Annotated in this window: 13 protein-coding genes; 8 read left to right on the top strand and 5 right to left on the bottom strand. The window is 64.8% G+C overall.

Going from position 1 to position 13,547, the window contains the following annotated elements; all coding sequences use genetic code 11:
- A partial coding sequence (locus tag M3I54_RS41820) for a hypothetical protein (protein WP_254346066.1) occupies positions 1-301 on the bottom strand: 301 nt, incomplete at its 3' end.
- Between the two features lie 508 nt (positions 302-809).
- On the opposite strand from M3I54_RS41820, the gene M3I54_RS41815 reads away from it, so the two are divergent.
- Positions 810-1,694, top strand: a complete 885-nt coding sequence (locus M3I54_RS41815) for a helix-turn-helix domain-containing GNAT family N-acetyltransferase (protein WP_254346065.1) — start codon at positions 810-812, stop codon at positions 1,692-1,694.
- Positions 1,695-1,885: 191 nt separating this feature from the next.
- Positions 1,886-2,650 (top strand): TerC family protein, encoded by a 765-nt coding sequence (locus M3I54_RS41810; RefSeq protein WP_254346063.1) that lies wholly within the window; start codon positions 1,886-1,888, stop codon positions 2,648-2,650.
- Between the two features lie 219 nt (positions 2,651-2,869).
- Here M3I54_RS41810 and M3I54_RS41805 read toward each other — a convergent pair whose 3' ends face one another.
- The 4 genes from M3I54_RS41805 to M3I54_RS41790 form a co-directional block, all read right to left on the bottom strand.
- Positions 2,870-3,610 carry a 3-ketoacyl-ACP reductase gene (locus tag M3I54_RS41805; protein ID WP_254346061.1) on the bottom strand — a complete coding sequence of 247 codons (741 nt, stop codon included), beginning with the start codon at positions 3,608-3,610 and terminating at the stop codon, positions 2,870-2,872.
- Between the two features lie 354 nt (positions 3,611-3,964).
- Positions 3,965-4,216, bottom strand: coding sequence for a hypothetical protein (locus M3I54_RS41800; RefSeq protein WP_254346059.1), 252 nt, complete (start codon positions 4,214-4,216; stop codon positions 3,965-3,967).
- Between the two features lie 84 nt (positions 4,217-4,300).
- Positions 4,301-6,256 carry an AI-2E family transporter gene (locus M3I54_RS41795; RefSeq protein WP_254346057.1) on the bottom strand — a complete coding sequence of 652 codons (1,956 nt, stop codon included), beginning with the start codon at positions 6,254-6,256 and terminating at the stop codon, positions 4,301-4,303.
- A gap of 170 nt (positions 6,257-6,426) precedes the next feature.
- The gene (locus tag M3I54_RS41790) at positions 6,427-7,059 is read right to left on the bottom strand and encodes a phospholipid-binding protein MlaC (protein ID WP_375542311.1); all 633 of its coding nucleotides are present in this window, start codon (positions 7,057-7,059) and stop codon (positions 6,427-6,429) included.
- Between the two features lie 627 nt (positions 7,060-7,686).
- Between M3I54_RS41790 and M3I54_RS41785 the strand changes: the two genes are divergently transcribed.
- From M3I54_RS41785 to M3I54_RS41760, 6 genes are read left to right on the top strand one after another with little or no spacing between them, the layout of a single operon-like run.
- Positions 7,687-8,553, top strand: a complete 867-nt coding sequence (locus M3I54_RS41785) for an STAS domain-containing protein (protein ID WP_254346053.1) — start codon at positions 7,687-7,689, stop codon at positions 8,551-8,553.
- 39 nt (positions 8,554-8,592) lie between these two features.
- Positions 8,593-8,952: an STAS domain-containing protein gene (locus M3I54_RS41780; RefSeq protein WP_069265819.1), complete on the top strand. Its 360-nt coding sequence runs from the start codon at positions 8,593-8,595 to the stop codon at positions 8,950-8,952.
- A 42-nt stretch (positions 8,953-8,994) separates the two neighbouring features.
- On the top strand, positions 8,995-9,420 hold the full coding sequence (locus M3I54_RS41775) for an anti-sigma regulatory factor (protein ID WP_254346051.1): 426 nt from the start codon (positions 8,995-8,997) through the stop codon (positions 9,418-9,420).
- Positions 9,405-10,532: an ATP-binding protein gene (locus M3I54_RS41770; protein ID WP_254346048.1), complete on the top strand. Its 1,128-nt coding sequence runs from the start codon at positions 9,405-9,407 to the stop codon at positions 10,530-10,532. Before M3I54_RS41775 ends, M3I54_RS41770 begins: the two co-directional genes overlap by 16 nt.
- Entirely contained in the window at positions 10,525-11,937 is a 1,413-nt protein-coding gene (locus tag M3I54_RS41765) for an ATP-binding protein (RefSeq protein ID WP_254346046.1), read from the top strand. Before M3I54_RS41770 ends, M3I54_RS41765 begins: the two co-directional genes overlap by 8 nt.
- Positions 11,934-13,457: a response regulator gene (locus M3I54_RS41760; protein WP_254346044.1), complete on the top strand. Its 1,524-nt coding sequence runs from the start codon at positions 11,934-11,936 to the stop codon at positions 13,455-13,457. Before M3I54_RS41765 ends, M3I54_RS41760 begins: the two co-directional genes overlap by 4 nt.
- Positions 13,458-13,547: the final 90 nt, after the last annotated feature.

Here is a 13,547-nt window from a genome sequence, read left to right as displayed (position 1 = left end):
GGCTGGTTGGGGCACTCGGCGAGGTGGAGGCAAAGCCGCCGCCCGCACCGCCCCCCCCATTTCCGTTGCCGCCAGCTCCTCCTGAGACGACACCGGCGCCGCCACTCGCCTGTGCAAACGCGGCAGGCATGCTGCCGATGCCGACGAGAAACATAAGCACCAGATCGATCAGACGCTGCTGCAGTGCGTAGCTAGCATACGGAGGACTCGATAATTGACGGGGGCGGTCTCTCCAGCCTTCTGAGACGCTCCTCTCGGCTTGCCTGGCGTGATTGCCGATTGCGCGCGAGATCTTGTTCATCGCGGGTCTCTCACGATCAGTGGGCAGCTCGATTTGACGCTCGCAACTCCCGAGCCCTGGAGGACTTCCGCAGCGCGCAACCTATCATGCTTGCGGGTGCCGATACCTTCTGATCAAAAGGATAGGCTGTCGTTGTTGGGAATCAACTTTGACAGTGGGACTCGCCGACGTTGATTTGGCAACATCCACAAGGCGAGATGAATCGCCGGATTGGTCCCTGACCCAACTCAATAACCGGGGCACTAAAGCTCAGTTGAAGGCTAACCAGACGCGTGAGCTCTGCCATTGGCAGAAATGGTGGGGAAAGCGGACGGATTTCTCGCGATGCTGAAGGTCTGTTGTGGGTCGCCTTGGGCCGGATGCGTCGCGGCAACCGGCCGCGCGAGATGGGGAACGGCCGTGATCGAGCGGCAGGCACTTATCCGGACTGAATCTGTCCTTCGGGGAAGGCACGCCATTCCTCGCCTTGATGTTGACGGGATCCATATCTCTGACTAAAGTCAGAGATATGGGCGCCGCCGACATACTCCAGATCCGCAACTTTAACCGCATAGTCGCCGAAAGCATCGGCGCTATCGACGATCATTTCCTCGGACGAGGTCGCCCGATGGGTGAATCACGCCTGCTATGGGAGATTGGTGTCGAAGGCGTGGATATTCGTACTCTTCGCGCGCGGCTCAACCTTGATTCAGGTTATGTCAGCCGTACGTTGGCATCTCTTGAGAGGCAAAAACTTGTCACCGTCCTCACTCATTCGAACGACCGCAGAGTACGCCGGGCTTGCCTGACTGAAGAGGGCCTCATAGAAAGGGCCGAACTCGAACGGCTCTCCGACGCGGTCGCTTTACGCGCGCTCGAACCGCTCGGCGACGAGCAGCGTCGGAAACTTATCGCAGCCATGTCTGAGGTTGAGCGTTTGCTACAGGCATCGCTTGTGCATTTTTCGCTTGAGAAGCCGGATAGCGACGATGCGCGGTGGTGCATTGAACAGTATTTCGGTGAACTCAACGAGCGCTTCGAGGCAGGATTCGACCCGTCCAGGAGCCTGTCGGCAGATGCCCATGAACTGACGGCGCCGGAGGGGGCGTTGATCCTCGCGAGACTCCATGGACGCCCGATCGGCTGCGTCGCGCTGAAGTTTCACAAGAAGTCGCCGGCCGAGCTCAAAAGAATGTGGGTGAGTCCTTCCGCTCGCGGTATGGGTGTAGGCCGCCGGTTGATCGTTGAGGCGGAGAAACGTGCTCGGCAGGCTAAAGCGCGCATTATTCGGCTGGAGACAAATCGCACTCTGCGCGAGGCGATTTCGCTATACCGACAATCTGGATACATCGAAGTCGATGCGTTCAGCGCGGAGCCTTATGCCCATCACTGGTTTGAAAAGCGACTAGTCTGAACGATCGTAACTCGTTGCATTGTGGAGTTTCGGCTGTCGCCGATGACTTGCGCACCCGTTTCATATAAGACCAAGGTCCGATGTCACCCACCAGGCTGGCGATCTAGCCTGTGTGGTACAGATAGTTTGCCACGCGCACGCACGTGCTGTAGAACCGCGCAATCGACTTGCTCACGGAGAACAGTAGATCTGTGGACTCCCTTCTCGCTCTCGCGCGCGATCCCGGCGCATGGGCCGCCCTCATGACGCTCGTCGTCATGGAAGTCGTGCTGGGAATCGATAACCTGATATTCATTTCCATCCTCAGCAACAAGCTGCCCGAAGCGCAACGGGCACGCACGCAGCGCATTGGCATCGGCCTCGCCCTGATAATGCGTTTGGCGCTGCTGTCAACCGTCGCCTGGATTGCACGACTGAGCGAACCGGCGTTCACCGTCGCCGGCCATCCATTTTCGTGGAGGGATATCATCCTGCTCGGTGGGGGGGCGTTTCTCGTCTGGAAAGCGACACGAGAAATTCATCAGCACGTCGCTGGCGACGACGTAGACGAGATGTCTCCCGCCGACGCGGTCAGTATCACGGTGCGCGCAGCAATCCTGCAGATACTGATGCTCGACATCGTGTTTTCGGTCGACAGCATTATTACCGCCATCGGAATGACCTCACATGTCGCAATTATGTACGTCGCGGTCATTTTCGCCGTCGCCGCAATGCTATTCGCCGCGGGCCCCCTCTCCCGCTTCATTGAGCGCAATCCAACCATCGTGATGCTCGCGTTGAGCTTCCTGCTCGTCATCGGTATGACGCTGATGGCGGAAGGCTTTGGGTCTCATGTGCCTAAGGGATACATCTACGCCGCGATGGCCTTCTCGGCATTTGTTGAAGGCATGAACATGCTTGCGAGACGCGTGAAATCCAGGAAAACTCAGGGGCAGGCGTCAAGGATCGCCCGGTAACGCGCAAGAATCGCTGGTGCAGGCCTATCTGGCATCGAGTGGCGCCGGCCAGTTGTCAACGATCGCCATCATCGGGATCCGCTCGACGTCGGGCAAGACCTGGCCGGACGCAAAACAACACAGGCGCCCCAAAATACGAAGCGGGAGTCGGCAAATCGCCGCTCCCGCCAGATCACTTCGTTGTGCTCACAAGCACCGCGCAAGAAGCCGCGGCAACACTCAGCTCATGTGCAGACCGCCATTGAGCGAGAAGTCCGCGCCAGTCGAGAAGCCCGCTTCGTCGGACGCGAGCCACGCCACGATCGAGGCGATTTCCATCGGTTCGCCGAGGCGCCGCACCGGAATGCTGTCGACGATCTTCGAGAGCACTTCGGGCTTCACCGCCTTCACCATGTCCGTGCCGATATAGCCGGGCGAAACGGTATTGACCGTCACGCCCTTGGTCGCCACTTCCTGCGCGAGCGCCATGGTGAAGCCGTGAATGCCGGCCTTGGCCGTGGAGTAATTCGTCTGACCGAACTGGCCTTTCTGCCCGTTCACCGACGAAATGTTGATCACACGCCCAAAGCCCCTCTCGACCATGCCGTCGATCACCTGCTTCGTCACGTTGAAGAGGCTCGTGAGGTTGGTGTCGATCACCGCGATCCAGTCTTCGTGCGTCATCTTGCGGAAGACGACGTCGCGCGTGATGCCGGCGTTGTTGACCAGTATGTCGATCTCGCCGACGTCCTTCTTCACCTTCTCGAACGCGACGGCCGTGGAGTCCCAGTCGGCCACGTTGCCCTCGGACGCGACGAACTCGTAGCCAAGCGCCTTCTGCTCGTCGAGCCAGCGTGTTTTGCGCTGCGAGTTCGGGCCGCAGCCCGCGATCACCGTGTAGCCATCCTTGTGCAGACGCTGGCAGATGGCCGTTCCGATGCCGCCCATGCCGCCGGTCACGTAGGCAATTCGCTTTGCCATAGATCCTCCTTTTGCTTTAGGGGGTAGGTGAGTTGGGAAAGACTCTGGAGGATGGAGTCAGTTTGACGAGCGCCATCAAGCCGGGCGATGGGGAAATACCCGTACAGGAAAACGCCTGCCGCAATCCATCCGTAAGACAGGGTGCGCCGGCCTTCGCTCGATGTCGCCGGAGAATCGAATCAGCGTATCAGCGTCCTTTCGGGGACACAAGACGATCACGCCGTCGGGCGTGGGCAAAAGCACACAATTACCTGGCATGCCTCAATAAATGCACGGGTAGAAGATGTGTTTTGCATAAAGACACGGCCCGGCTCCATTCAGGGCCGTGCCGCACGCAGGCTCACTGCGAAAGCATCAAAGGCCGGCGGCGAGGCGCTCGTTGCCAAACCCCTCGGGCAGGCCCGTCACGTAATCCAGCCGCCCCACTGCTTCGAGCAATGAGCGGCCGGCAATCGTGAGCGACAGCCGGCGGTGACCTTCGGTCCAGTGCTCGAGCGCAACCAGCTGACGCTCGAGCAGCGTGTCCAGTTCCTGGCGATTCATGTCGATCTGGTCCGGCGAATGGCGGACCAGCATCAGCGTGGCGAATTCTTTCGGGCTCAGCAACGTTGTCTCCCAGTAACTCTCATGCCGCAACCAGGGGCACAGGGCCGCATATATTCGAGGTTCAATGTGACACGGGCATGACTGTCACAATTTCGCTCCCGCACTATATTGATCCTGCATATCCGGCGTTGCCGCCCTATTTTCGGGCGGCGGCGTGTGCGCCGGCACGAGCGCCACGCCGCATTCCTCCACGAGGTTGCGCAGCGAGATCGGGAAGAGCGTGCCGGGGTCGTCGGCAATGCCTGCGCCGTCGTCACGGAGCGCCGCGCCGATGCCCACCACGATGGTCGCGTCTGGCGCGCGCTCGCGCAGGCGCCGCACGAGATTGCGCAGGTACGGCGCCGACTCGGGCGCATCGAGCGACACCACACAGATGGCAGGCGAGCGCTCATCGATCACGGCCCCGCGCGTGGCGCGCACTTCGTCGTACGTGGTGGCCGTGCAGGGAATATTGCGCCGCATGAGCAACTGGCCGACGATGGCCACCGCCACGTCGTCGAACGCGCCGCGTCCGGGCACGCAGAGCACCTCGCCCGCGTCCGGCGAGAGCGTGAACTCAATCACCCTCGCGCCTTCGTCCGCGCCTTCAACGGACTTCTTGGCGCTCTCCCCCTCGGGTGCGGCGTGACGCGAATCGTCCACGGATTCGAGGTCCTCGACGATATCGAGCAGCGCCTGGTTGATGCGTGCGACCTGCTCGGCGGGCAGCACGCCGCGCAAGGCGTCGTTGCGCGCGAAGCGCAGGCCCTCGAACGCCACCTGCTCGTAATAGTCGATGAGCGGCATGCCGGTGAGCAGCCGGTCCGCCTGCAGCAGTGCCTCGTGGGGATCGTCGGCGAGCAGGCGCTGGTAGCACATTTGCCCGGGCGTGAGTGCGGGCTGGTCGCCAAGCAGGATCGTGAGGAAGTTCAGTCGGTCCACGTAGCGGCCCAGCGTGACGATGCACAACGTGAGCGGGGTGGAAAGCACGAGCCCCACGGGCCCCCACAGCCAGCTCCAGAAGATCGCCGCCACCACCACCGCAAGCGGCGAGAGACCCGAGCGCTTGCCATAGAGCATCGGCTCGGCGAACTGCCCCGCCACCACGTCCACGACGATGAAGAAGATCAGCGTCGTCACGCCCATGGTCCATTGCGGCTGCGTGGCCGCGGCGACGATCGTCGCCATGATCGCAGCGATCCAGATACCGATGTACGGCACGAAGCGCATGAGCGCCGCCACCGCGCCGAACAGCAGCGCGCCCGGTACGCCGATGCCGGCCAGCCCCAGCGCGATCACCCCGCCCACCGTGACGTTCACGCCGACCTGCGCGACGAAGTAGCGCGAGAGCCGCTGTGAGGCGTCGTTGATGGCGGTCGTGGTGCGGTGCAGGTCGTCGGAGCCGAACACGCTGATGAGCCGGTCGCGCAGGTCCTCGCGCTGGAACAGGATGAAGATCGTCACCACGAGCACGATGAAGGTCGTTTCGAGCGGTGCGATAGCCGGGGCGAGCGCCTTTTGCGCGAGTGTAAGCGGCGTGGGCGCGGGCGTATGGACCTCCACGGGCATCGGCTGCTGCGGCTGGTTGCGCGCCGCACGCCCGCGCGGCTGCGGCGGCGCGGGCGGCGGCGTGGGCGTCACGCGCTGCAGCGCGGTGGCGGCCCGCGACATCAGCGAATCGGCGCGGCCCACGGTTTTTTCCTGCACCGTTTTCACTTTCTGCTCGATCTCTTCCTGGTACTGCGGCAGGGAGGCGGAAAGCTGGTACACCTGTGCGGCGATCAGCGCGCCCACGCCGGCAAGCGCGAGCACGGTGGAGAGCACCGCAACGAGAATGGCGAGGAACTGCGGCACATGAAAGCGCCGCAGCGTGGTCACGAGCGGCGCCAGCAGAAAGCTCAGCAGCACCGAGAGCGTAATGGGAATCAGCACCGCGCGCCCGAAGTACAGGCCGCATACCACGACCACGCCGGTAATGACGGAGGCGAGGCTATGCAGCGTCGGCGGGCTTGGCGGAAACACCCGGTTGCGGCGGCCCTGCGGCGGCAGCGGGAAATTCATGTCGGATCGGATCGGCAAAAAAAGAAACATCGGGGCCGCGCCGGCTCGGGCAGGCGCATGGCCCATCTATACGCACGAGGCGCGCCTCGAAATGGTACAGCGCCTCCACACGTGAGGCGCAGCCGTCCAGATTTTCGCAGGTCGCGAGAGGCAGGCGCAAAAACCACGCGTCACTGCGTCTGCGTCTTGCCCGTGACGAGCTCCTGGTTGCGCGCGGTGAGGAACTGGATGAGCCCGTCCACGCCGCCCTGCTGGATCTTCTCGTTGAACTGCTGGCGATAGGTCTGGATCAGCCATGCGCCGAGCACGTTCAGGTCGTACAGGCGCCAGCCCTGCGGCGTCTTGTACAGCCGGTAATCGATTTCAACCGGATTGCTGCTGGTCTGCGCGAGCGTGCGCACGACGACGTCGGTGTCGCCCGGCGAGCTGCGCATGGGCGGGTACTCGATCTTCTGGTCGGGCTTCAGTTGCGCGATGGCCCCCGAGTAGAGATGGATCAGCAGCAACTGGAACTGCTGTTCGATCTGCGCTTGCTGCTCCGGCGTGGTGGTGCGCCAGTGCGGCCCCATGGCGAGGCGCGTGGTACGGCGAAAATCGACGTACGGAAGAATGTCGCGATTGACGATATCCTGGATGCGCGCGATGTCGTCGGGCGCGACGGACTTCGTGCGTACCTCGTCGAGCACCTGCTGCGTGGCGGTCCTGATGAGCGCCTGCGGGTCCGACTGGTCCACCTGGGCCGATTGAGCAAACGCCGCCGTAGCGGGCAGGAACGACAGACACCACGCAAGGAGCGCGGTCATGCGGAATAACCTGGTCATCGATATCTCTGGGCAATGGCGGGAGGGGCGAGCGGGCGCGAAGTCGATGAGCCGACATCACGGCGCATCATCGCCGTACGCCGGACGCATCGCGCAAGCGCACGCCAGCGCTCAGTCTAGCGGGTCCGACGCACTCAGGTCGGATCGCTGTGCGGCTCCCGCCGCTCGTGCGCTCATGCATTCACGCGCGGGGCGTACGAGCCCGCGCATCGGACTCCGCGAGGAACGGCGGTGCTCCTCGGTGCGGACCGGGTTGTGATTGGCGCAAGCTGTAGAGCAAGACATATACCATGTCATGACATCACGCCCGGCCCCGCCCGCAGCAACGCTCACGCATCGGTACGCAATCTTGACCCTGTAAAAACTACAAGCAAGTCACGGCAAAGCGGAGAACCCGGCGCGCGCCAGGCCCAGCAGTTGTTGCACGGGCAAGCGGGCACGGAAAAAGCATGCAGCCACACGCCGCCCGTTCACTCGCCTTTCATGCCCCACGTAATCGATTCAATCGCGACTCACTCGCAATTCAATTGGGATCGCATCGATACGATGGGGTAAGGTTCAGCGGTTCGTCTCGACGACGAGGCGCGCAACCATCGCTCAGGAGATCGCATGAACACACCGGAACAGGTTCGTATTGCGGACATCCTCGGCCAGCATCGCGACACGCTGCTTGCCGAATGGCTGCGCCTGCATCTGCCCATCGCGCTGCGCCGCGGCCTGGCGATGGAAGGGGAAATTCGCGAGCAGTTCTCCGCGTTCCTCAATGTCTTTCTCGACACGCTCCCGAATACCGAAACCTTCGATGCGAGCCGCCCGGAGTGGGAGCCAGTGCGCGCGTTCCTGACGGAAATGTCGGCGCGCCGCGCGCGCCAGGGCTACACGCCGGTCGAGACGGCCACCTTCGTGTTCTCGTTCAAGGAGCCGCTCTACGCGCGGCTGCGCGAGGCGTATGCGAGCAACCCCGCCGAACTTGCCCAGGTGAGCTGGCAGGTAAACCTGCTGCTCGACGGCTTCGGCATCTACACCACCGACGTTTTCCAGAAGAGCCGCGAAACGATCATCGCGCGCCAGCAAGAAGAGCTGCTGGAGCTTTCCACGCCGGTCGTGCAGCTTTGGGAAGGCATTCTTGCACTGCCGCTCATCGGCACGCTCGACTCCGCGCGCACCCAGGTCGTTATGGAGAGCCTGCTGCAGAAGATCGTCGACACGGGCGCGGGCCTCGCGATCATCGACATTACGGGCGTGCCCACCGTCGACACGCTCGTCGCGCAGCATCTGCTCAAGACCGTGGCCGCCGCGCGCCTCATGGGCGCGGACTGCATCATCAGCGGCATCCGCCCGCAGATCGCGCAGACCATCGTGCACCTGGGCGTCGATCTCACCAACGTCACAACCAAATCCACGCTCGCCGACGCCTTCGTCATCGCGCTGCAGCGCATCGGCGCGACCATCATCACGCCGAAGGCCACGGCTTGAGGGCCACTGAGCAATATCGACGCACGGGAACCGCACACGATGGAACGCATTCCGATTCTGCGCCTCGGCGACTGCCTGATCGTCACGATTCAGGTGGACATGCACGACCGCCTCGCGATCGCACTGCAGGACGACCTCACCGAGCGCATCGTGAAGGAGTCGGCCAAGGGCGTGCTGATCGACATCTCGACGCTCGACGTGGTCGACTCGTTCATCGGCCGCATGATCAGCAACACGGCCGCCATGGCGATGGTGCTCGACGCGCAGACCGTGGTGGTCGGCATGCAGCCGTCCGTGGCGATCACGCTGGTCGAGCTCGGTCTCACGCTGTCGGGCGTGCGCACCGCGCTGAACGTCGAAAAAGGCATGGCGCTGCTCAAGCAGCGCCAGCTCCGTTAAGTCCCATTATTCCGTTAGCTAGCACGTCTCTTGCATTCGAACATGAATAGCAACGACACGACCGGAAGGCTCGCAGCCCAGGTAAGCCTGCGTTCGGATGAGGAAATCGTCCGGCTGCGACAGATCGTGCGCGACGCCGCCATCGCGCACGGGTTCTCGCTCATCGAGCAGACCAAGTTCGTGACGGCGGCGAGCGAACTCGCGCGCAACACACTGCAGTATGGCGGCGGCGGCGATGCGCGCCTCGAAGTACTGGAAAGAGGCGTGCGAGTGGGCCTGCGGCTCTCGTTCGTCGATCAGGGTCCGGGTATTGCTGACATCGAGCGCGCGCTGCAGGACGGCTTCACGAGCGGCAATGGCCTGGGCTTGGGCCTTGGCGGCTCGCGGCGCCTGTGCGACGAGTTCACGATCGAATCGACTCCGGGTTGCGGCACGACGGTCACCATCACGAAATGGAAAGTACGCTAGACGGCGCAGCCGGCTCCGCCGGCGGCAGCCACCGCTCCTTCGAGATCGGCGACGCCAGCGGCGTCGCCTTTGCACGCCGCGGCGCCGCCCAGGCCGCGCGCATTGCCGCGCTCACCGAGACCGACGCCGGGCGTCTCGCGATCGTGCTCACGGAAGCGGCCACCAACATCCTGAAGCATGCCGGGCACGGTGAGCTGCTCGTGCGCGCGCTGGAGGGCGCCGTGGAGCTGATCGCGCTCGACAGCGGCCCCGGCATGACCGACGTGGGTGCCTCGCTTACCGACGGTCACTCCACGACCGGCACGCCTGGCACCGGGCTCGGCGCGATCCGGCGGCTCTCGAACCAGTTCGCCATTTACTCGCAGCCGGGCACGGGCACGGTGTTGCGCGTGCTCGTGCAGAAAAGCGGGGGCAGCGCAGCGCGCGTGGCATTCACCGGACCCGAGATCGGCGGGGTCTGCGTGCCCTACCCCGGCGAGGAAGTCTGCGGCGACGGCTGGCAGGCGCAGGCCGACCAGAGCGGCCTCACGCTCGCACTCGCCGACGGCCTCGGCCACGGTGCCGAAGCCCACGTGGCCGCCGTGGCCGCGCTCGACGTGCTGCGCCGCCGCGCCGGCCTCGCGCCCGCCGCGCTCATGGAACTCTCGCACGCGGCCCTGCGCCCCACGCGCGGCGCGGCGCTCGCGCTGGTGCGCATCGATCTCGCGCGCGGCGCGCTCGCGTTCTGCGGCACGGGCAACATCTCGGCTGTCGCGTATGGTGCGGGGCGCCCTGTCGATAGCCGCGGCCCGACCGGCCACACGCACCGGCCCGCCAGCGCAGGCGCGCCTTCCGCGCGCGGGTGCTACCAGCTCGTCTCGCGCAACGGCATCGTGGGCCACACGATGCGCGGCACCCAGGAGCTCGAACTGACGTGGGGCGAGAACGCGCTCCTCGTCCTGCATTCGGACGGCATCGGCACCCGCTGGGACCTCGCCGCCTGGCCCGGACTCGCCAACCAGCCCGCCGTCGTCATCGCGGCCGTCCTCTACCGAGACTTCGCGCGCCGGCGCGACGACGCCACCGTCGTCGTCGTGCGCGCACGCCCCGGAGTACAGTTGAACCATGAATAAGCCCCTGCTGCGCATCCGGCTTGAAACCGCCCAGGACGTCGTCGCGGCGCGCCGCCGCTCGCGCGAGCTAGCCGCCGCGCTCGGCTTCTCGCCGCTCGACCAGACGCGCATTGCGAGCGCCGTCTCCGAAATCGCTCGCAACGCGTTCGAATACGCGGGCGGCGGCGAGGTCACCTTCGCGCTGGAAAGTGAACGGTCACGCGAAGCGCTCGCCGTGCAAGTGAGGGACCACGGCCCTGGCGTGCGCGAACTCGAAGCCGTGCTCGACGGCACCTATCACTCGCCCGGCGGCATGGGCCTCGGCATTACAGGCAGCCGGCGCCTCATGGACCGCTTCGAGATTCGCTCCTCGGCCGGCGTGGGCACGACCGTCACGATGGCGCGCGACTTGCCGCACGAGCGTGGCGAGGCGAGTTGCGCGGAACTCGAGCGCATCGTGCGCGAACTGTCCGCACGCAGTCCGCAAGAAGGCGTGCACGGCGACTCGCTCGAAGAACTCCAGCAGCAAAACCGCGAACTCGTGACGGCGCTCGACGAACTGCGCGAACGCCAGGAAGAACTCTCGCGCCTCACGCAGGAACTGGAGGCGACCAACCGCGGTGTGGTGGCGCTCTATGCCGAGCTCGACGAGCGCGCCGAGGAACTGCGCCGCGCCGACATGATGAAGACGCGCTTTCTCTCGAACGTGAGCCACGAACTGCGCACGCCGCTCAGTTCGATCCGCGCGCTCGCCAACCTGCTGCTCAACCGGCTCGATGGCGATCTGAGCGTGGAGCAGGAACGCCAGGTCAAGCTGATTCTTTCGTCTGCGGAATCCTTGGGCGAGACCGTGAACGACCTGCTCGACCTCGCGAAGATCGAAGCCGGCAAGACCGAAGTCGTGCCCGCCTGGTTCGAGCCCGCCGACCTCTTCGCCGCGCTGCGCACGATGCTCATGCCGCTGCTCGACACGCCGCACGTCACGCTCGAATTCGGCTCCACCGCAGGCCTGCCGCAGCTTTACACCGACGAACCCAAACTCACGCAGATCCTGCGCAATTTCGTTTCGAACGCGCTCAAGTACACCGAGCGCGGACAGATTCGCGTAGGCGCCCAGTGCATGCCCGGCGCCGGCGACGAGGAGCGCATCACCTTCTTCGTCGCTGACACGGGCATTGGAATTGCGCCCGAACATCATCAGATCATTTTCGAGGAGTTCGGCCAGGTGCAGAACCGCCTGCAGCAGCGCGTAAAGGGAACGGGTCTTGGTCTGCCGCTGTGCCGCAGGCTCGCGGCGCTGCTGGGCGGCGAAGTCGGCGTGGAAAGCGAGCCCGGCGTGGGCTCGACGTTCCGCCTGAACCTGCCGGTGCGCCTCGCTACGTCCATCGAGGACGAACCCGAGACCTCCGGGGACACGGCGACATGAACGCGCACGCCACGCTCATCCTCAACGTCGACGACAACGAAGGCGCGCGCTATGTGAAGTCGCGCGTGCTGCGCCACGCCGGCTACGCCGTGATCGAGGCCGCGACGGGCCAGGCCGCGCTCGAAGCCGTGCGCGCACAAGCGCCCGCGATCGTGCTGCTCGACGTAAGGCTGCCCGACATCAGCGGCATCGAGGTGTGCCGCCTCATCAAGGCGGACCCGGAGACGAACTCCACGCTCGTGCTGCAAACCTCCGCCGCCGCGGTGCAAACGCGCGACAAGATTCTCGCGCTCGACGGCGGCGCCGACAGCTATCTCACCGAGCCCGTCGACCCCGCCGAGCTGGTGGCGAACGTGCGCGCGCTCCTGCGCCTTTACGCTGCCGAAAAAGCGCTGCGCGACGCCGACCGCCGCAAGGACCGCTTTCTCGCGACGCTCGCGCACGAACTGCGCAATCCGCTCGCGCCGATACGCAACGCCATCGAACTGCTCGACCCGCGCCACGGCGCGAACGACACGATGCGCGCCGACGCGCGGCAGATCGCGAGCCGTCAGGTCGAGCATCTCGGCCGCCTCGTCGACGATTTGCTCGACGTCTCCCGCATCTCGCACGGCAAGATCACGCTGCAGATGAGCACGCTCGACCTGCGCGAGATCGTCGAGGTCGCCGTGGAAACGAGCCGCCCCTTCCTCGATGCGAAGTCGCAAACGCTCACGGTCGAGATCGACTGCGAGCCGTGCCATGTGACCGGCGACGCGATACGCGTGGCGCAGATCATCAGCAACCTGCTTTCCAACGCCGCGAAATACACGGCCGCAGGCGGCCAAATCACGTTGCGGCTCGAAGCGGACGTCTACGAGATCCTGATTCGCGTGCGCGATAACGGCATCGGCATCGCGCCCGACGAACTGCCCTACGTGTTCGAGCTCTTCATGCAGTCACGCGAAGCCGTGAAGCGCGCCGACGGCGGCCTCGGCATCGGCCTCGCACTCGTGCGCGAACTCGCGGAATTGCATGGCGGCTCGGCGAGCGCGAATTCGGATGGGCTTGGGCACGGCTCGGAATTCGTCGTGCGTCTGCCGCTCGCGCGGGCGGCGCAGTGCGAAGCGCCGCACGAGCAGACGCAAGACGCTGGGGAACACACTGCGCGGGCGCGCCGCCGCGTCCTGATCGCCGACGACAACGTCGACTCCGCATCCTCGCTGCTCATGCTGCTGGAACTCGAAGGCCACGAGGTGCGTGTGGCGCACGACGGCCCGAGCGCGCTCGCGCTCGCGCAGAGCTTCCTGCCTCACGTGGCGATCCTCGACATCGGTTTGCCCGGCATGGATGGGCACGCGCTGGCGAAGGCGCTGCGTGCCGAGCCGGCCACTGCGCACGTGCAATTGATCGCGCTCACGGGCTACGGCCAGGAGCGCGACCGCCAGGCTGCGAGCGAGGCTGGCTTCGACCGGCATCTGGTCAAGCCAGCGCCGCTCGGCGAGATCCTGCGGGAAATCGAAAGCGCGCCGCCGGGTTGAGCGACGCTGCGCGGTCCGCTTGCGAACCGTTCGCGCCACCCAATCCCCGTTCGCGCCCGGATCCGCACGCTTCGTCGCATCCCCCTCGCT

The sequence above is a fragment of the Paraburkholderia sp. CNPSo 3274 genome (genome assembly GCF_024206475.1).
Taxonomy (GTDB): Bacteria; Pseudomonadota; Gammaproteobacteria; order Burkholderiales; family Burkholderiaceae; genus Paraburkholderia.
Note: the sequence above shows the minus strand (reverse complement) of the source record. Positions and strands in the feature narration are given on the sequence as shown.